Origin of the sequence: Streptomyces sp. NPDC058872 (assembly GCF_042743065.1) — a bacterium.
Classification (GTDB): Bacteria; Actinomycetota; Actinomycetes; order Streptomycetales; family Streptomycetaceae; genus Streptomyces.
In genome coordinates this window covers 35,513-53,612 of the sequence record NZ_JBHYMK010000040.1, presented here as the reverse complement: position 1 = coordinate 53,612, position 18,100 = coordinate 35,513, and the positions used below count along the sequence as shown (strand labels likewise).

Genomic DNA, 18,100 nt, shown 5'->3' with positions numbered 1-18,100 from the left:
CTCGTACCGTGGTGAAAGACGGGTCCGGCGCCGGCAACTCCCCCGTTCTCCGGCACCGGACCCGCTCCGACCGCTCCCCCGTGGGCGGTCAGCTCGTGGCCGCGCCGTTCAGCGCGGCGGTCCCGGACGGGATCGGGGGGGTGGGCGCTCCCGGGGTCGCCGCGTCCAGCAGGCCGGAGTTCATGACCTTGGCGAGCAGCGCGGAGACGCTCAGGTTCTGCACGTCGGCGCTGGAGAGGGAGCCGAGCACCTTGGTGAGGTCCTCGGTGAACGTCCCCTCGCCGTTCAGCCACGGACCGGCGAGGGTCTGGGCCGTCTGCGAGTGCTCCACGAAGCCGTCGACGGACTTGCCGAAGGAGACGGACTGCACGAGCCGGTCGAGGAACACGGACTCCCCGCCGACGATGTTGATGTCGGCGTGCTCCAGCCCCGTGGCCAGCACCGTGGCCTGTGCCTCGGCCACCTGCCGCTGCACTTCGAGACCGGCGAGGCGGACGTCCTTCTCGGCCTCCAGGCGGAGTCGGTACTCCTCGTGGGTGCGGGAGGCCTCGTCCAGTGCGGCCATCGCCGCGGCCTTCTCGGTGAGACCGGCCGCCTCCGACTTCAGCTTCTCGCCGATCGCCTCGGCCTCGGCGAGCGCCTTGGCCCGCAGGCCCTCCGCCTCCGCACGCAGTCGGGCTTCGGTGGCCCCGGCCTCGGCGCGACCGGTCTTCTCGATGGCGCTGGCCTCCTGCTCGCGCACCTGCACGGCGGCGAGGCCCGTGGCGGCGGCTTCGGCCTGTACGCCCTCGGCGATCCGGATCTTGGCCTGGGCATCGAGGTCCGCCGCCTTGTGGCGGGCCTCTGCCAGGGTCAGTTCCTCCGCGGCCCGGTGGACCGCTGCCTGCTCGGCCGCCTCGGCCGCCTTGATGTCCTTGACCAGCTTCTCCTGCGCCTCGGCCTCGGCCGCGATGACCAGTGCCTGCCGGTCGCGCTCGGCCTCCTCGACGGCGCGCAGCCGCTTGATGGACTCCTCCTGCTCCGCGACGGTGCGGTCCACCGCGACCCGCTCCCGGATCACCTCGGCGATGTCCCGGCGCTCGGCCTCGACCTCCTTCTCCGCCGAGATGCGGGTGAGTTCGGTCTCCCGGTCCCTGGCGATGACCTCCAGGAGACGGTCCTTCTCGATGCGCTCGCTCTCGATCGCGATGACCCGCTCGCGGTTCTTCTGGGCGACGGCGACCTCACGCGCCTGGTTCTCGCGCTGGACGCCGAGCTGCTCCTCCGTCCGCAGGAAGGCGCTCTGGGCGCGGAGCCGCTCCTCTTCCATGACCCGGGCGGTCTCGGCCTCTTCCCGCGCCCGCACGGTCTCGATCTCGCGCTTCTGCTTGATCTCCGCGTCCGCCTGGCGCCGCTCCAGTTCGAGGATCGCCTCGCGGGCGTCCACGTTCTGCCGGGTGATCTCCTTCTGTTCGTGCTGGCGCAGCTCGTTGGTGCGGACGTTCTCGACGGCCGTGAGCTCGGTGATCTTGCGGATGCCCTGGGCGTCCAGGATGTTCCCGGCGTCGAGCTGGGCGAGCGGGGTCTGCTCCAGGTAGTCGATCGCCGCGTCCTCGAGGCTGTAGCCGTTGAGGTCGATGCCGATGACCTCGATGATCCGGAACCGCAGTTCGTCGCGCTTGGTGTAGAGGTCGGTGAAGTCCATCTGCTTGCCGACCGTCTTCAGCGCCTCGGAGAACTTGGCGTTGAAGAGCTCCTGCAGGGTCGCCTTGTCGCTGGCCCGCTCGGTGCCGATCGCCTGGGCGACCTTGATGACGTCCTCGACGGTCTTGTTGACCCGGACGAAGAACGAGATGCGGATGTCGGCCCGGATGTTGTCCCGGCAGATCAACCCGTCCCGACCGGTCCGGGCGATCTCGATGGTCTTCACCGAGATGTCCATGACCTCGGCCTTGTGCAGGACCGGCAGGACCACCTGTCCGGTGAAGGTGACGTCCACCTTGCGCATCTTGGAGACGATCAGCGCCTTGCCCTGCTCCACCTTCCGGAACAAGCGGCTGACCACGAACAGCACCGCGAAGGCGGCGAGCAGGACAGCGGCTACCAGCACGCCGATGCCCAGGGTGATGGCATCCATAAGAGAACCCCGTGTCGATCGAAGGAAGAAGGGCGTACCCGCTCAGGCGGCGGTACGCGAGGAGTGCGGGCCCGGTTCGGCAGCGTGGTGCACGGCGCGGTGCGCCACGGTGCGGAGCACCAGGAACCTCGTCACGTGCCAGGCCAGGAACAGGGAACCGACGAGCAGTGCCACGGACAGCGGCAGGGACAGCGCAGCGGGCGGTTCGGCCCGGTCCAGCAGCACCGAGCCCACGACGTCGAGCACCCAGCCGGTCGCGAGGAACACCGAACCGGCCGCTTCGACCGGCACGCCGCTGATCCCGAGGGCCTCGACGTCGGAACGGAAGGCATCGGGAGGGACGAACCCGCAGAGCACCAGCAGCCAGAACCCGAAGACGGTGACGAGCCCGGTGGTGAGCACCATGGAGGGAAAGCCGAAGGCTGCGTCCAGTACCTCCGCCATGCTCGCCCCCCTGTGCACCGACTCTTCCGGAACTCGGCACTCACCATGCAGGCGAGGTGCCGCTGGTGCCATTCTGGTCCGTCGGCACCTTCAAACGCATTGCCGGACATGGGCAATCTTCATGGCTTCTCGATGCCGGGTCCTACCCCTCGGTCACCTCACGCCCACGGCCCCCGGCGATCGCCGGGGGCCGTGGGCGTGGAGCGGGTCAGGGGCGCGTGCCCCGCCCGTCGGGGCGCCGTCCCGGAGCGGACGGGCACGGTCCGCGGGGCGGCGTTCCCCCGGTCGCTCCCCCGCTCGGGGAGCGACCGGGCGTCTGCTTCAGATCCCCTTGTCGGGCCAGCCGAGGAGGCGGGCGCCGATCACGGCGGTCTGGAGCGTGTAGCGGTGCGTCGGGTCGGCGGGGTCGGCGCCGGTGAGCCGGTGGATGCGGTCGAGCCGGTAGGAGACGGCCCGGACGGACAGGTTGAGGTGACGTGCCGCCTGGGTGGTGACGCAACCGGTGTCGAAGAAGGCGGTCAGCGTGTCGAGGAGCGGCTCCGCACCTCCGCGGGCCGACCGGAGCGGTCCGAGGATGCTGTCGACGAGGTCTTCCATGGCCTGTCGGTCACGGGTGAGCACGGGGTAGACGAGGAGGTCGGCGGCGCGCAGGACCGGTGCGTCGAAGCCGAGGCGGTCGGCGAGGTCGAGGGCTCCGAGGGCCTCCTCGTAGGAGTGGACGACACCGCCCGGACCGGGCTGCGGCCTGCCGATCGCGACCTGCCCGCCCTCGGTGGCGGCATAGGCCTGCTTGGCGAAGTAGGCGAGGACGTCCCCCTGGTCACCGGGGGCGATGCACACGATCCGGCCGGCCTTGGTCGTGAGCAGGATGTGCCGGTCGCCGAACCGTCCGATCATCGCCCGCTCCACCTGCTGGGGCGCCGGGTCCGCCTCGCCGTACGTCTGCGGGCCGCGGGCGACCGCAACGGCGTGCGCGTGCGAGAGCCGCAGGCCGAAGCGTTCGGCCCGCTCGGCTATGCGCCCCAAACCACCGCGGCCGTACAACAGGTCGTCGATGAACTCGCGCCGCTCGGCCTCCTCCTGCCGCACCGCGAGCCGTTGGGCCCGCTCGAAGCCCCCGGCGAGCGCGTCCACCGACTGCTCGACCGCGGCGAGCAGGTCGAGCGTCGTACGCCGCGACAGGGGCTGCTCGGGCCAGGCAGCCCGGACGGCGGCCAGGTGTCGACCGATCAGCGCGCGCAGGGCGAGCCCCTCGCGGGCCGCTTGCTCGCCGGCTCGCCGACGCTGCTCCACCTCGTGCCGATTCAGTCGGCGGCCGGTCGCCGCGACGTCCACGAGCAACGGATCGTAGGCCTCCACGCCCTCGTCTCTCCTCTCCTCGCTGGGTCCGCTCACCGGCTGCCTCGCCGGGACGGGCGGTACGGGACGCGATGGGGCGGGAACACCCCGAACCCCGACGCGCGGGGCGCACGCGGGGGACGCGTCGGGCCGGGGCCTGCGGCGGCACGGAGCCGCCCCCCGGCCCCGCCGCGGGGCGTCACCCCCCGGCCGCCCGGAAGGACCGCGCCGCGCCGGGCGGTCACGCCCCGGCCTCCCGGCCGTCTCCCGCGGCGGCCCCCCGGCGGCGATGGCCCTGCACCTCGTACGAAGCGAGCAGCAGGGCCGCGATGTTCAGGGGAAGGGCGACGGCCTCGGCAACCGCGGTGACGCCCCAGGCCCGGCCGAGGCTCGCCGTGAGCGCCAGGCACAGCAGCAACGCGGGAAGGATCCTGCGCCACCGCGGCAGTTCGGCCATCCGCCAGACCCGTGTGCACAGGACGACGCCGTACACGAGGAAGGCGAGCGCGCTCAGGGCGAGCAGGACCAGAACGAGTGACATGACCGGGCTTTCGGGTAGGTGGAAGGCAGTGCCGACCAGACTTCCCGGCTCACCAACCGCTGATCATATCGGTCAGGCGAGATCGGTGAAGGCCTCGACGGCATGCGTCTTGCCGGTGACGACGATGACGTCCCCCTTCTCCACCACCGTCTCGGCGGTCGCGTAGGTGAAGTCCTGCCCCGGGCGCTTGATGCCGACGACCGTCACGCCGTACTGGCTGCGGACCTGGGACCTGCCCAGCGGCCTGCCCGTGGCGACCTGCGGCGCAACCGTCTTGACGAGGGCGTAGTCGTCATCGAACTCGATGAAGTCGAGCATGCGACCGGTGACGAGATGGGCGACGCGCTCCCCCATCTCGTGTTCGGGCAGGACGACGTGGTGGACGCCGAGGCGTTCCAGGATCTGGCCGTGCTGACGGCTGACGGCCTTCGCCCAGATGTTGGGGACGCCGGCTTCGAGGAGGTTGGAGCTGATGAGGATGCTCGCCTCTATGGCACTGCCGATGCCGACCACCGCGCTGGTGAACTCGTTCACGCCGAGCTGCCGCAGGACTTCGGGGTCGGTCGAGTCGGCGGCCACCGTGTGGGTCAGCACGTCGCTGTACTTCTGGACGACCCGGGCGTCCGTGTCGATGCCCAGCACGTCCCAGCCGCGGCGCACCAGCTCGTTGGCGAGGGAGAGCCCGAAGCGGCCCAGTCCGATGACGGCGACGCGCTGGTCGGTCTGCGCCCGGTAGTCGAGGGGCAGTTTGCGGCGTCGGCGGTCGCGCAGGTGGCGCAGGTAGTTAACCAATGACGGGTCGCTCCTCGGGCAGTTCGTAGCGTCGGGTGCGCTCGCGCAGGGCGAGTGCGGACACCAGGGTGATGGGGCCGATGCGGCCGATGAACATCAGGGCGATGAGGACGAGCTGTCCGACGTCGGGGAGGTCGGCGGTGAGTCCGGTCGACAGCCCGACGGTCGCGAACGCGGAGACGACCTCGAACAGCACCGCTTCCAGGGGGGCGTCGCTCACCGACAGCACGACCAGCGTGGCGGTCATGACCAGGCCCACTCCCATCAGGGCCACGGTCAGCGCTTGCCGCAGGACGTGCGGGGCGAGTCGACGGCCCAGCACGGTGGAGGTCGGTTCGCCCCGCACCTCTGCGGCGATCGCGGCGGCCAGCACGGCGAAGGTGGTGACCTTGATGCCGCCGGCGGTGCCCGCGCTTCCGCCGCCGATGAGCATCAGCATGCACGTCATCAGCAGCGTCGAGGCGTGCATGGCCCCGACGTCCAGGGAGTTGAATCCGGCGGTGCGGCTCATGGCGGAATGGAAGAAGCTGTCGAGGATCTTGCCGGCGACTCCGTGCGCACCGAGCGTCCCGGGGTTCGTCCACTCCAGCAGCGCCGTGAGCACCGTTCCCAGGAAGAGCAGCACGACGGTCGTGATCACCGTGAGCTTGGTGTGCAGGGTCCAGTTCTTCCGGCCGGTGGTGCGCAGACGCTGGCGGTGGCGGAGCGCCTCCAGCAGCACCGGGAAGCCGATGCCGCCGAGGATGACGGCGGCGGCGATCGGCAGGGTCACCCACCCGTCCTGGGAGTAGCGGGTGAGGCTGTCCGCGTGCAGCCCGAAGCCGGCGTTGTTGAAGGCGGACACCGCGTGGAAGAAACCGAGGTACGCCGATTCCTCGTAGCCGTAGCCGTATCCGAGGCGGAACCGCAGCGCCAGGCAGGCGGCCGTGGCGAGCTCCACGACGATCGTCGTGCCCGCCACCCCGAGGAGGACGCGGCGCACGTCTCCGATGCCGAGGCTCCTGGTCTCCGCCTGGGCGGTGAGCTGCATCCGCAGCCGCAGCCGGCCCGCGACGAGCAGGGCGAGCAGGGAGGCCATGGTCATGATGCCGAAGCCGCCCACCTGGACCAGGCCCAGGATGACGGCCTCGCCGAAGCCGCTCCAGTAGGCGCCGGTGTCCACGACCGCGAGACCGGTCACGCACACGGCGGAGGTGGAGGTGAACAGGGCCGTCAGCGGGTCGGCCGGCCGGCCGCTCTCCGTCGCGGCCGGCAGCATCAGCAACGCGGTGCCGAGCACCACGACCGCCGCGAAGGCGAGGACCACGGTGCGGGCCGGGTGGGTGGTGAAGAACGAGCGCGCCCGTAGGTGAATGATGGCGGCCACGGCCCGTTCCCTTCCCGTTGTGTCGCTGGTGACAGGCTTGACCATCCCCCCGGGACGGTCGGAGCGTCAAGATCCGTCCGAGCCCCCGCACGCCGTGTCGCCGCCCCCGCACGAACGGCACCGGAGCGGTGCGCGGGGGCACCGGCACCGCGCCACCGCTTCCGGTACGTCGGGGGACGCTCCTCGGCACCGTGGGTGCGAGTGCGGCATAAAGATAGGGTAAACGTTGCCGAGACCCGGCAGTGAGAAAGGGGGCCCACGGATGCGAATATCTCTTCGACGGCGCATTCGACGCCAGAGCGAAGGAGTCGGGACATGACGTGGTTTCTGGTTCTCGGCATCGCAGGTCTGGTGTTGCTCGTCCTCTCCTTGGTCTTCGACGGGGTGCTGGAGGGGGTCCTCGACGGTTTCAGCGGGGTAGGGGACGGTTTGTTGTCGTTGCCGGTGATCGCCGCCTTCGTGTCGGCCCTGGGTTTCTCGGGGGCGATCGTGTCGGGGGTCACGGGCACGGGGGCGGGGGTCGCCACCGGTGCGGGTGTGGTCACGGGGGTCGGCGCGGCCTGGCTGACGTGGAGGTTCAGCCGGGCGTTGATGCGCGACGGGACCGCACCCGCACCGCGGGGCGAGGACGTGGTGGGATCATCGGGTGCAGTGGTGACGGCCATCCCGGCGGGCGGTTACGGCGAGGTGTTGCTGCACCTCGCGGGGCAACCGGTGAAGTACGCGGCCAAGGCCGACGTTCCCGTCGCCCGTGGTGTCGAGGTGTGGGTCGAGGGCGTGCTCTCGCCGACGTCCGTTGCGGTCCGGCCCGTCGAGCATTGACGCGTTGCCGTTCCCGTTTGTTCTCATTCCGTTCCGATTGAAGGGGGTTCCTCCATGAGCCCTGTGCTTTTCTCCGTCGTGGGCATCGTCGTCCTGGTCGTACTGCTGGGACTCGTCGTCGTCACGCGGTACAAGGTCGCCGGTCCCAGCGAGGCGTTCATCATCACGGGTCGTCGGGGGAAGAAGACGACCGATCCCGAGACGGGACGGGTGTTCACCGACAACAGCGGCCAGAAGGTCGTGGTCGGTGGCGGCGTGTTCGTCGTGCCGTTCGTGCAGCAGAAGTTCACGCTCGACCTGTCGAGCCGACACATTCCGGTGGCGGTGCGGGGCGCGGTCACCTTGCGGGGGGTGAAGGCGAACCTGGAGGGCGTCGCGATCGTGAAGGTCGGTGGCACCGAGGACTCGATCCGGGCCGCCGCCCAGCGGTTCCTGATGCAGCAGGACGGCATCGTGGGCTTCACCCAGGAAGTGCTGTCGGGTGCGCTGCGGTCGATCGTGGGCCGGATGTCGGTGGAGGACATCATTCGCGACCGGGCCGCGTTCGCCGGTCAGGTCGCCGAGGAGGCCGAGGCCAGTCTGTCCGGGCAGGGACTGGTGCTGGACGCCTTCCAGATCCAGGACATCACCACCGAGGGCTCCTACCTGGAGGACCTGGGCCGTCCCGAGGCCGCGCGGGCGAAGCAGGAGGCGGACATCGCGGAGGCGGTCGCCCGTCGCGCTGCGGAGCAGGCACGGTTGAAGGCGGAGGAGGAGATCGCCGTCGCACAGCGCACGCTGGCGCTGAAGCAGGCGGAGATCAAGGCGCAGACGGACGAGGCGGCTGCCCAGGCCAACGCTGCTGGTCCGCTCGCCGAGGCCGCTCGCCAGCAGGACGTCCTGAGCGAGCAGGAGAAGGTCGCCGCCCGCCAGGCCGCGCTGACGGACCGCCAGCTCGACACCCAGGTGCGCAAGCCCGCGGATGCCGCCCGCTACCAGGCCGAGCAGGAGGCGGAGGCCCGTCGGATCGCCCTGGTGAAGCAGGCCGAGGCAGATGCGCAGCGCTCCCGCTTGACCGGTGAGGGCGAGAAGGCCCATCGTGCGGCGCTGGCCGATGCGGTGCGGATCGAGGGCGAGGCGCAGGCTGCCGCCATCGCCGCGAAGGGGTCCGCCGAGGCCGAGGCCATGCAGAAGAAGGCCGACGCCTTTGCGCAGTACGGGGACGCGGCCGTTCTGCAGATGCTCGTCGAGGTGTTGCCGCAGGTCGTCGCCAAGGCGGCGGAGCCGCTCGCGGCCGTCGACAAGATGACGGTGATCTCCACGGACGGCGCCAGCCAGTTGACCCGGACCGTCACCGACAACGTGACGCAGGGCATGGAGTTGCTGTCCTCGGCCACCGGGGTCGATCTGGCCTCCCTCCTCCAGGGCATCACCCAGAAGAAGACGGAAGCTCCGAGCACCAGCGTCGAGATCACCGACTAGCCCGGGCGGGACCCCCGCGGCGTGCGACTGCGGGGCCCGTTCGCGCCGGACCGGCACGTGCAACAGGCCGCGCCGTCACTCCACCTGGAGCGACGGCGCGGCCTGTTGCGCTCCCCCGTGAGGGGGCCGGCGGTTCCGTCAGAGGTGCTGCGGCGGACCGAGCAGCGGGGTGCGCACCGGAGCGGCGAGGCCGACGAACACCACCATCTCGTGGCCGCCCGGATTGGTCTGGAGCGGTACGTCGAGCCAGTTGTTGGCCAGCCAGACATTGCCCGAGGGGTCGATCTGGACGGCGGTGTTCCGCTCCAGTCCGTCACTCGTGTAGCCGGTGTCGGCGGGGGAGATCGGGTCCCCGGTGCGCGTACCGGGCGGACAGGCGGAGGAACGGGCGCCGCACAGGTTGGCCAACCGGTGTCCGCCGAAGTTCGCCACCCAGACCGTGTCGTTGCCGTCGACCGCGATCCCCCAGGGCAGGAACAGGCCGTCGTTGACGAAGGGCTTCGCGGGGGTCGTGCCGTCGGGACGGACCATGGTGACGGAGGCGTCGACGTGCCGGGTGACGATGTCCTTGACCGCCTCGGCGACCATGGCCGGCGTGGTGCCTTCGCACGGGGCCACCACCGCACCGCCGTTGGCCACCCAGACGTTGCCCAGGCTGTCGGAGGCGATGCCCATGGGCCGCTTGATGCCACCGCCGGTGACCGAGCGCAGGGGGGTGCCCTGCGGGGACAGCAGCATGACGCTGTTGCTCCCGTTGCCCGTCACCCAGGCGCGCTTCCGCGTGTCGATCGTGACGTCGAAGGGCTTGTCCAGGCGGCCCCCTCCGGGTGCGATGTTCCGGGCCCGGTAGGGGTTCCCCTCCGGGATCCGGGTCACGCTCTTGCCGCCGCAGTTGGCGACCCAGATGTTCCCGTCGCGGTCCGAGACGGTGCCCTGCGGCTGGACGATGTCGCCCTGCCGCCAACCCCACGGCGGCGATACGGGCCGGCCCTGGGGGGTGAACTCCGAGACGCTGCGGTACAGACGGCTGGCGTCGAGCGGACAGTCGGTTCCCTGGAAGCCGAAGTTGCCGATCCAGACGTGGCCGCGGGGATCGACGGTCGCCCCGAAGCCGGCGCCGTAGAGGCCCCCGCCGCGGTACGGGGCGCCGGGAACGTCACGGCCGGTCGGCGTCAGCCGGGTCAGGACGCGCGAACCGCAGACGGACTGCCGGGGGTCGTCGTTGAAGGTGTAGTTGTTGCCGATCCACGCCGTGCCCTCCGCGTCGAAGGCGACGTTGCCCGGGCCGTCCAGCTCGTGCCCGTTGCCCACGTAGCGCAGGGCGAGGGTCCAGGCGTCGGGGGCCTGCACCAGCCTGGGCCGATAGGCCTCGCGACCGTCGGCGAGCGCATAGAGTTCGGCCGGGTGGTTGCCGGGCAGCCGGGCGATGTCCGCGACGGCCTGGAAGGTCTCCTGGGGCGCGGGGGCCCCGGGGCGCGCGGCCAGTTCGAAGAGGGTGCCGCAGGTCTGGCCCGCGGTACAGCCGGACAGGACGTCGGCCAGGGTGTTGAAGGCCCGCAGCGTGGACGTCTGGTCGCCGTTGGGGGCCGCGGCGAGCACCGCGGCCGCGGAGCCGTCCGCGATGTCGGCCAGGTTGTGCGAGACGGCCGCGGCGTTCTGCAACCCGGGGCTGCGGCCCGCCACCTCGCCCCCCTGGGTGAACTGCGCCATCGCGAAACCGGCTGCGACCGTGGTGCGCTCGTTGAGCACCGCCTTTCCGGTGCGGCGCCCGGTACCGAGCATCGCCACGAGCCGGACCGGACGCTGACGGTGCGCGGCCCCGGCACCCCGAGGGCCGGGCCGTCCGGCGTCCGCGGTGAGGTACAGCACGGCATCGGGGCTGTCCGGAGCCCGGTAGGAGAGGCTGAAGCGACCCCGGGAGTCGCTTCGCGTGCGGGCCAGCGGGCGGGCTCCGGCACCGGGGTGGTCACCGGCTTGGAGCAGCGTCACTTCGGCACCGGCGAGCGGCCCGGAGGCGCTGCGCACGACGCCGCGCTGGTCCAGCGTGCCGTGTCCGGACGAGGGCCCACCGCTGGCCTCCGGATACGACGCTCCCACCGCGAGGGAGGCCAGGAGGGCGGTGAGCAAAGCAGCTCTGCGACGGTGCACAGGAACTCCGTTGGTGTGGCGGGGGAACAGGGTGCCCGCCGAGTGCTCCTCCGGCGTGGTCCCGACGCCTCGGCGGATACGGTTCACGGTGGCAGCGGTGCGGCGCGAGCAGCGCGCCCCGACGCCCCGTGTTGTCAGCCTCACCCCTTCAGGTGAGCACACGAGGCCGGACGGCCCCACGCCCCGTCCGAGGAGGACGGCGGCGGGGCCGGCCGAGATCCGGGAGGCCCCGGTGCCACGGCTCCCGGAAGGGCACCCCGTTGACGACCGGTGCGGGCGGGCGGAGCCGCGGGAACCACCGCGCCGGTCAGCGGGCGGAAGAAGGCCCAGGACCCGCCGAAGGCCGCCAGGCCGAGGGGGAGCAAAGCCCCCTCACCCTCGTGCTGACGCACCCGGCAGGGGACCGGTCCGGCTCAATCGCCACCGCCTCCGCCGTCGCCGCCCCCTCCGTCGCCGCCTCCGTCGCCGCCTCCGTCGCTCCCTCCCGAGGACCCGGCGTCCCCGCCGTCCGAGCCCCAGCCGTCGCCGCCGCCGGGCTCGTTGTCCTCGCCACCGCTGCCGAGGTTGCTGAACCAGGGGCGCTCCCAGTCCGCGTCGACGCCCCCCGGCCCCCCGTCTTTCACCGGACGGCGCTCCGAGCGGAACCGTGCCAGGCCCGTCGTGTCACCGATCCCGAAGGAGACGGCGAACGCCTGCGCCATGACCGCGTCCAGCGGGTCGGTGCTCTCGTACCGCACCGGGGCGAGGGGCAGCAGCGATCCCGGCTCGACCTGCGGCCGACGAGGGGGCCGGGTCAGCAGGGCGACCCGGCGCCCGTCCCGCAGCAGCCACGAGCCCGTCGCGTCCTCCCGGCGCAGCACCCAGCGCGCGTCGGGCAGTGCCGCCTCCGCCGAACTCTTGGACTTGCGCAGCTTCTTCGTCAGGCTGAGCCCGGCCGGGACGTCACCGACGGTGAGGAGCAGCCCCTTCGACGGGTCGGTGGAGTCGCGGTGGAAGCCGTGCGGTGCCCGGATCCGTACGACGGGAGCGTGCGGCCCCCACACGTCCACGCGCACCGAGCGCCGATCGACGGTGACGGTGACGGGTCCGGCGGGCGCCTGGGCGTACCGACGCGCGATCCAGAGCGGCACGCCCTCGGCCCGGGCGCGTTCCGCCAGCGCGGCCACCCGCTCCGGCCCGCCGCTCTGCCGCACTGCCAGTTCCCCCAGTGCGCGGGCGAACTCGGCGGCCCGGCGCACCCGCACCGGCGTGGTGGTGCCGGTGACGCGGGTGATCGGGACGATGCCGGCGTCGTGCGGCAGCCGCTCCAGCGGGCGTTCGGCCCCACCGCCTCCGAGCCAGTGCCCGCGCTGGAACGCCTCGGCCATGGCGGCCAGGTTCAGCTCGCCGTACGGGGTGCTCCGGCCGCCCCTCCGCAACCGCTCCTCGGTCAACTCCACGGTGCGTGCCAGCGGGTTCCACGACCGCTCTTCATAGAGGATCCGGCTCATCACGCCCCCGTGCCCCTACTTGCTGACGGCGAAGCGCATCAGAGCGTGTTCGTCGCCCTGCTTGATCTTCCCCGTCACGTTGATCACTTCGAGCTTCCACGCGTCGCCGACCCGAATCGCCTTGGCCACGGCGCAGCCGTTGTCCTGGGTCAGCAGGCTGGGCCAGACGTCGGCGACCTGCTGGGAGCTGCCGCCCGTCGCGTCGTAGACCTTGAAGCTGATGTTGCGCGCCTTCTGGAAGGAGCTGCCCTTCTTGTAGGCGGCGGCGACGAACACGATCGACGTGATGTTGCCCGGGATCCGGGCGAACTCGACGGTCACCGTCTCGTCGTCCCCGTCCCCGTGCCCGGTCTGGTTGTCGCCGCTGTGGACCAGCGAGCCGTTGCCCATGGGGTCGAGCGAATCGAGCCCTGCGAGGCGCACCGGATCGCCCCCCTGCATGGCGATGGCTATCAGGTCGAGGTCGGTGCCGGTCTTGCGGCGCAGTTTGCCCAGCACCCCGCCGGAGCTGCCGGCGGTGGGGTCCCAGGAGACCCCGATGGACAGGTGGGTCACCCCGTCCAGGTCTGCCGGGCCGTCTTCCTTGGTCAGCGTAATCATGTGCGGATCATCCCTCGTTCGAAGCTTCCACGACAGGCAGAGTGTGCCGGACCCTCCGGCGGTTCCACGCGGAGGGTCTCGGGAGGCGGAGGGTCTCGGGAAGTCGACGCGCCCCGGAACCGTGGGGCAGCGGTCCGGTCGGGGGAGTGCTGCCGACCGGTGGTGAGGGGGCCGTCGGATCACGGCCGGAGCGCGGGCCGCCCCTCGACCGGCGGCCTCTCCCCGGTCGTGCGGAGGGGAAGTGCCGCCGAACCCGGTTCCACCGCTGTGGACGGCGGTGAGCGGAGGGGGCGCGAGGCTCCGCTCGTCGCAGGGGTGCGGGCGGTCCTCAGCGGTCGGTCAGTCGTGCCTTGTACGCGAGGGCGTAGGCGAGCTTGCCGGGCTTGGCGTCGCCGTACGGCTTGGAGAGCTTGCCGAACGCGCCCTTGTCCCGGGCCTTGCCCTCGTTCCACTCGGCGAGGGCACCGAGCTGGCGCGCGCTCCAGCCTCCGTCGACGACCGTCTCCGGGGACAGGGCGGTCTGCGCCCGGGTCAGCTTCTCGACGGCGTCGAGATAGCCGGCCGCGTCGTTCGTGTCCCAGTCCGCGAGGCCCGCGGGGCGGCCGTCGCGCAGCCAGGCGCCCCAGTAGAACTCCTGGAAGGGGATCGTCCCGGGGGCGTAGCCGATGTCACGGCCGAAGTAGAGCAGGCTGCGGTAGGGGTCGTCGTCGAAGTGGGCGAGCCCGACGCCCTTGGGCAGCCGGTTGACGTCGACCGCGTTCCCGTCGGCGTCACGCAGCCACACCCACTTCTCGGCCTTCATCCGCTCCCAGAACTTCTGCCGGGGCAGCCGGCTGAGGTTGTCCAGGACGCGCATCCGCACGCGCAGGTCCGGGCCGCCGTCGGGCAGTTCGTAGAACGAGGTGAGGGTGTGGTGGCCGTCGGTGAGGAAGAGGTTGCCGCCGGGACCGATGACCACGGTCTTCATGGCCTCGATGCTCTCGGCGGTCTCCTGGCCGAGGGGCAGCGCGCAGGTGAAGGAGCCCGGGGCGTCGAGCCGGGCGTCCGGCTGGGCGCTCGCCGCCTCCCCCTGCCCGTTCGCCTCGCACCAGTCGTCGAACTTCTTGTTGATCGCGTCCTTGCCGAGCGTGTAGCGGCCGAGCTTGTAGTACACCTCGTCGTAGCCGAGCGACGGCTGGGTCGGGTGCACGTCCCCGACGCGGACCTCGACGAGGTCACCCGGCCGGGCGCAGAGGTACTCCTGTGGGGTCGGACGCCGGTCGTGGCCGCAGAAGGAGGGGCGGACCCCCGGTTCGCCGGGCGCGGCGGAGGCGACGCCGGGGGCGGAGAGGACGGTTCCGGCCAGCGCGGAGGCGGCGAGCACGGCGCCGGCGCCCGAGCGGGAGCGGCGGGTGGACTTCGGGGACGACATCGGCTGACGGCTCCTGGTGGGAGGGTGGGGCGTGGGAGGCGCGCCAACGGTGCTGAGTCCGGGCGGCCGGCCGCGAGCCGCCGCTCGTCATGACGGTGAACAGAACGTGAACTCCCCCGCGGCAAGGGGCCCGGAGGAGCTCCTCGCGGGCGGCGGGCCCGGCGGTGCCCCGCAGCGGCAACGGGGGACCGGGTCCCCCGTTGCCGCTGCAGCGCGGGAAGGGCCGTCAGCCCACGTACTTGTCCGCGGCGTACAGGGCCTGGTCGAGGACGGCCAAACCCTCGCGGGCCTCCTCGTCGGTGATGGTGCACGGAGGAACCACGTGGATGCGGTTGTAGTTGTACACCGGCCACATGCCGCCCTCCTTGCACGCGGCGACCACCTCGTCCACGGGGCGCGCCAGTTCGCCGCCGGCGGCGTACGGCACGAGCATCTCGCGCGTCTCGCGGTCCCGGACGAGTTCCACCGCCCAGAAGACTCCGAGGCCGCGCACCTCGCCGACCGAAGGGTGCCGCTCGGCGATCTCGCGCAGGCCCGGGCCGATGACCTCGGCCCCGACGCGCGCGGCGTTCTCGTTGACCCGCTCCTCCCGCATCGCGGTGATGGTGGCCACCGCGGCGGCGCAGGCGAGGGGGTGGCCCGAGTAGGTGAGCCCGCCGGGGTAGGCCACGTCGCGGAACGTCTCGTGCACGGCCTCGGACAGGATGACTCCGCCGAGCGGCACGTAGCCGGAGTTGACGCCCTTGGCGAAGGTGATCAGGTCCGGGGTGACGTTCCAGTGGTCGACGGCGAACCAGGCACCGGTGCGACCGAAGCCGGACATGACCTCATCGGCGATGTAGAGGATGCCGTACCGGTCACAGAGCTCGCGGACGCCTGCGAGGTAGCCCGCCGGAGGCACCAGGATGCCGGCGGTGCCGACGACCGTCTCCAGCACGATCGCCGCGATGGTCGACGGCCCTTCGAAGGCGATGACCTGCTCCAGGTGGGCCAGGGCGCGGGCGCACTCCTCGGCCTCCGTGGTCGCGTGGAAGTGCGAGCGGTACAGGTACGGTCCGAAGAAGTGGGCGACGTTGCCGGACGCGCTGCCGGAGTTCTCGTTCGCCCACCGGCGCGGATCGCCGGTGAGGCTGATCGCGGTGGCCGTCCCACCGTGGTAGGAGCGGTAGGCGGAGAGGACCTTGGGGCGGCCGGTGTGGATCCGGGCCATGCGGACGGCGTGCTCGTTGGCCTCGGCTCCGCCGTTGGTGAAGAACACCCGGTCGAGTCCGCCGGGGGCGATCTCCGCGATCAGCCTGGCCGCTTCGCCGCGCTTGTCGTTGGCGAAGGTGGAGGCGATCATGCAGATCCGGTCGGCCTGCTCCTTGATGGCGGCGACGACCTTCGGGTGGGCGTGGCCGATGTTCAGGTTGATGAACTGCGAGGAGAAGTCGAGGTAGCGCTTGCCCTCGTAGTCCCAGAAGTGGCGGCCCGCTCCCCCGGCGACCGGTACCGGGTTGACGGCGCCCTGCGCCGCCCAGGAGTGGAACAGGTGGGCCCGGTCGTCGGCGACGACGCGGGCTCCGGCCTCGGCATCGGGGAGACCGGCGGGGGCGGAGGGGCCGGTGGTGGTGCTCGTCATGGGTACCTCGATCGGTGGGTGGTGGGGAGACGGTGGTGCGGGGGTCTACGGAGCGATGCCCGAGGGATGTCCGGCCTGCTGCCGGCCGTTGGCGCCCGGGGAGAACAGCGCCCTCTCCCGGGCGAGGAAGTGGTGGATGTCGTGGTGGACGGCGGCCATCCGGCTGCGCGGCGGGCCGCTGTCGGCCTCGCGCAGCAGGGCGGCCTGTCGGCGCCGGACGGCACCGGAGAAGGGCAGGGCGCCGCTGCTTCCGTAGCGGATGGCGCCGCTGTCGTCGCGGCGCGGCACGACCTCCGAGCGGGCGTGCACACTGGCGCTGAACGGGATGTCCAGGCGTCCGTCCCGGAAGGCCCGTTCGATGCCGTCGAAGAGGCCGTCGGCCGCCAGCACGGGCTCGACCAGTTCGGCCACCTCGCGTTCGATCCAGTGCTGTTCCTCGGCCACCCGGTCCTCGTCGACGCGGACGAAGTCCAGGAGGTCCGACGTCCCGATCCCGGTGGTGCGCACGCCGGAGGCGTTCGCGGCGGCGTCGGGGATGCCGTGGGCCTCCTGCACCGTCTTCGTGATCACCTTGGTGGCCCCGCCGAGACGGGCGGTCAGTCCGCCCAGGAGGATCAGCCCGCCGGCGTACTCGGGGGTGGTGGGGAACACGCCCATGAACTCGTGCAGGACGGGATAGACCTCCACGTCCGGGCCGAGATAGCGACGCGCCAGGGTACGCGTCGCGCGCAGGGCGGCCACGTCCTGATGGACCTCGCCGCCCTGGGGGTAGGCCACGGAGAGGCAGCGGACGCCTTCGGCAACCGCGGCGACGCCTTCCAGCAGCGTCATGGCGAGGCTCACCGAAGGCGGGACGAGCACGGCGGTCAGCGTGCCGAACAGCTCCCGGTCGACGACGACCCCCGCCTCGGCGAGCGTGCCGCACACGGCATCCACCCGCTGCCAGGCGCGGAGCGAGCGGGAGAGCGGGACGTCCTTGGAGTAGGGCAGGTTGTAGCCGATGGCGCCGCCCTCGAAGGACGTGATGCCCGATGCGAGCGAGACCGCGAACAGTTCGCGCGGGTCGGGTGAGCCGTGGCGCACCTCCAGCGGCACCCGCACGGAGCCGACGAGTTCGCGGCCACGGCGCCAACCGTGGCCGACCAGGGGGTAGCCGTTGAGTTCGGTCGGGTCGCGGCGCAGGACCTCGCGTGCGGCGCGGAACTTCCGCAGTCGGGTGTGCGAGTCGATGGTGACGGACAGGATGTCCGGGCCTGCCCGTTCCAGTTCCCGCAGCAGCTCGCGCATCGGCGCGTGCCCGCCCACGCCGCAGCGGGGCTGGATCGCCGGTCTTCCCCGGGATTCCGCCTCGCGCAGCACGTCGACCACCCGGGGCAGCTGCGGAGCGCCGAGATGGGCCAGGATGTCGGACCAGTCGGGAAGCGAGGCGGCGACCTCCGGGACCAGTTCCAGTGCGTCCAGGTCAGCCATGGTGCAGTTCGGCCGTCTTTCCGGTGGTCCGCAACCTGTCGAGCAACAGCACGAGCTCGCTGGTGTCGGCGAGGATGTGATCGACGCCCAGGTCCCGGAGGCGCTGGAGGTCCTCTTCGCTGGTCCGGCTGCCGACCGACAGGTTGCCCCCGAGGATCAGGGGGCGGTCCAGCCGGCCCGCGGCACGCAGGCCGGGCAGGTCCCGCAGATCGTGGTGCGCGTGTCCGTTGAGACTGCCCACGAGCACGGCCTCGGCCTGCGGGTGTGCGTCCAGCGCGTCGGCGAAGTCGACGAGCGGGGTGCACACTCCGAGGTTGACCACGGTGAAGCCGTGGTCCCGCAGTTGCAGGGCGATGAGCTGGTTGGCTACGGCGTGGGCGTCGCTCTCGGCGACGCCGAGGACGACGAGCCGTTCGCCCGTGCCGGGCAGCGCGTGCATCGGTGGCTTCCTCTCAGGTTCCGGTGTCCTGGGGACCCGGG

Annotated in this window: 15 protein-coding genes; 2 read left to right on the top strand and 13 right to left on the bottom strand. The window is 71.8% G+C overall.

What is annotated here, in order from left to right; translation table 11 throughout:
* Positions 1 to 88: 88 nt before the first annotated feature.
* From ACFW22_RS24000 to ACFW22_RS23975, 6 genes are all read right to left on the bottom strand, one after another.
* On the bottom strand, positions 89 to 2,116 hold the full coding sequence (locus ACFW22_RS24000) for a flotillin family protein (RefSeq protein ID WP_386408151.1): 2,028 nt from the start codon (positions 2,114 to 2,116) through the stop codon (positions 89 to 91).
* Positions 2,117 to 2,158: 42 nt separating this feature from the next.
* Positions 2,159 to 2,560, bottom strand: coding sequence for a hypothetical protein (locus ACFW22_RS23995; protein ID WP_386408149.1), 402 nt, complete (start codon positions 2,558 to 2,560; stop codon positions 2,159 to 2,161).
* A 321-nt stretch (positions 2,561 to 2,881) separates the two neighbouring features.
* Positions 2,882 to 3,919 carry a PucR family transcriptional regulator gene (locus tag ACFW22_RS23990; RefSeq protein ID WP_386408147.1) on the bottom strand — a complete coding sequence of 346 codons (1,038 nt, stop codon included), beginning with the start codon at positions 3,917 to 3,919 and terminating at the stop codon, positions 2,882 to 2,884.
* Positions 3,920 to 4,139: 220 nt separating this feature from the next.
* Positions 4,140 to 4,439 carry a hypothetical protein gene (locus ACFW22_RS23985; protein WP_386408145.1) on the bottom strand — a complete coding sequence of 100 codons (300 nt, stop codon included), beginning with the start codon at positions 4,437 to 4,439 and terminating at the stop codon, positions 4,140 to 4,142.
* A gap of 72 nt (positions 4,440 to 4,511) precedes the next feature.
* Positions 4,512 to 5,231: a potassium channel family protein gene (locus tag ACFW22_RS23980; RefSeq protein WP_386408143.1), complete on the bottom strand. Its 720-nt coding sequence runs from the start codon at positions 5,229 to 5,231 to the stop codon at positions 4,512 to 4,514.
* Entirely contained in the window at positions 5,224 to 6,597 is a 1,374-nt protein-coding gene (locus ACFW22_RS23975) for a TrkH family potassium uptake protein (protein WP_386408141.1), read from the bottom strand. Before ACFW22_RS23975 ends, ACFW22_RS23980 begins: the two co-directional genes overlap by 8 nt.
* A 315-nt stretch (positions 6,598 to 6,912) precedes the next feature.
* Between ACFW22_RS23975 and ACFW22_RS23970 the strand changes: the two genes are divergently transcribed.
* Both ACFW22_RS23970 and ACFW22_RS23965 read left to right on the top strand, forming a co-directional pair.
* A complete protein-coding gene (locus ACFW22_RS23970; RefSeq protein WP_386408139.1) occupies positions 6,913 to 7,419 on the top strand; it encodes a hypothetical protein in 507 nt (168 codons plus the stop codon).
* 54 nt (positions 7,420 to 7,473) lie between these two features.
* Complete coding sequence (locus ACFW22_RS23965; protein WP_386408137.1) at positions 7,474 to 8,880, top strand: flotillin family protein; 1,407 nt, start codon at positions 7,474 to 7,476, stop codon at positions 8,878 to 8,880.
* Between the two features lie 138 nt (positions 8,881 to 9,018).
* Here ACFW22_RS23965 and ACFW22_RS23960 read toward each other — a convergent pair whose 3' ends face one another.
* From ACFW22_RS23960 to ACFW22_RS23930, 7 genes are all read right to left on the bottom strand, one after another.
* Entirely contained in the window at positions 9,019 to 11,028 is a 2,010-nt protein-coding gene (locus ACFW22_RS23960; RefSeq protein ID WP_386408135.1) for a hypothetical protein, read from the bottom strand.
* 413 nt (positions 11,029 to 11,441) lie between these two features.
* Positions 11,442 to 12,518: a hypothetical protein gene (locus ACFW22_RS23955; protein ID WP_386408133.1), complete on the bottom strand. Its 1,077-nt coding sequence runs from the start codon at positions 12,516 to 12,518 to the stop codon at positions 11,442 to 11,444.
* A 15-nt stretch (positions 12,519 to 12,533) separates the two neighbouring features.
* Positions 12,534 to 13,118, bottom strand: coding sequence for a TerD family protein (locus ACFW22_RS23950; protein ID WP_386408131.1), 585 nt, complete (start codon positions 13,116 to 13,118; stop codon positions 12,534 to 12,536).
* A 328-nt stretch (positions 13,119 to 13,446) separates the two neighbouring features.
* On the bottom strand, positions 13,447 to 14,529 hold the full coding sequence (locus ACFW22_RS23945; protein WP_386408129.1) for a ParB/Srx family N-terminal domain-containing protein: 1,083 nt from the start codon (positions 14,527 to 14,529) through the stop codon (positions 13,447 to 13,449).
* Between the two features lie 226 nt (positions 14,530 to 14,755).
* Positions 14,756 to 16,150 carry an aspartate aminotransferase family protein gene (locus ACFW22_RS23940; protein WP_386408127.1) on the bottom strand — a complete coding sequence of 465 codons (1,395 nt, stop codon included), beginning with the start codon at positions 16,148 to 16,150 and terminating at the stop codon, positions 14,756 to 14,758.
* Between the two features lie 45 nt (positions 16,151 to 16,195).
* Positions 16,196 to 17,620: a methylaspartate mutase gene (locus ACFW22_RS23935; protein ID WP_386408125.1), complete on the bottom strand. Its 1,425-nt coding sequence runs from the start codon at positions 17,618 to 17,620 to the stop codon at positions 16,196 to 16,198.
* Entirely contained in the window at positions 17,613 to 18,059 is a 447-nt protein-coding gene (locus ACFW22_RS23930) for a cobalamin-dependent protein (RefSeq protein WP_386408123.1), read from the bottom strand. Before ACFW22_RS23930 ends, ACFW22_RS23935 begins: the two co-directional genes overlap by 8 nt.
* Between the last annotated feature and the right edge of the window lie 41 nt (positions 18,060 to 18,100).

Bases quoted from the DNA above. Each gene is read 5' to 3' on its own strand.
- ACFW22_RS24000 (WP_386408151.1), bottom strand. From the start codon at position 2,116: ATGGATGCCATCACCCTGGGCATCGGCGTGCTGGTAGCCGCTGTCCTG.
- ACFW22_RS23995 (WP_386408149.1), bottom strand. From the start codon at position 2,560: ATGGCGGAGGTACTGGACGCAGCCTTCGGCTTTCCCTCCATGGTGCTC.
- ACFW22_RS23985 (WP_386408145.1), bottom strand. From the start codon at position 4,439: ATGTCACTCGTTCTGGTCCTGCTCGCCCTGAGCGCGCTCGCCTTCCTC.
- ACFW22_RS23970 (WP_386408139.1), top strand. From the start codon at position 6,913: ATGACGTGGTTTCTGGTTCTCGGCATCGCAGGTCTGGTGTTGCTCGTC.
- ACFW22_RS23965 (WP_386408137.1), top strand. From the start codon at position 7,474: ATGAGCCCTGTGCTTTTCTCCGTCGTGGGCATCGTCGTCCTGGTCGTA.
- ACFW22_RS23955 (WP_386408133.1), bottom strand. From the start codon at position 12,518: ATGAGCCGGATCCTCTATGAAGAGCGGTCGTGGAACCCGCTGGCACGC.
- ACFW22_RS23950 (WP_386408131.1), bottom strand. From the start codon at position 13,118: ATGATTACGCTGACCAAGGAAGACGGCCCGGCAGACCTGGACGGGGTG.
- ACFW22_RS23945 (WP_386408129.1), bottom strand. From the start codon at position 14,529: ATGTCGTCCCCGAAGTCCACCCGCCGCTCCCGCTCGGGCGCCGGCGCC.
- ACFW22_RS23940 (WP_386408127.1), bottom strand. From the start codon at position 16,150: ATGACGAGCACCACCACCGGCCCCTCCGCCCCCGCCGGTCTCCCCGAT.
- ACFW22_RS23935 (WP_386408125.1), bottom strand. From the start codon at position 17,620: ATGGCTGACCTGGACGCACTGGAACTGGTCCCGGAGGTCGCCGCCTCG.
- ACFW22_RS23930 (WP_386408123.1), bottom strand. From the start codon at position 18,059: ATGCACGCGCTGCCCGGCACGGGCGAACGGCTCGTCGTCCTCGGCGTC.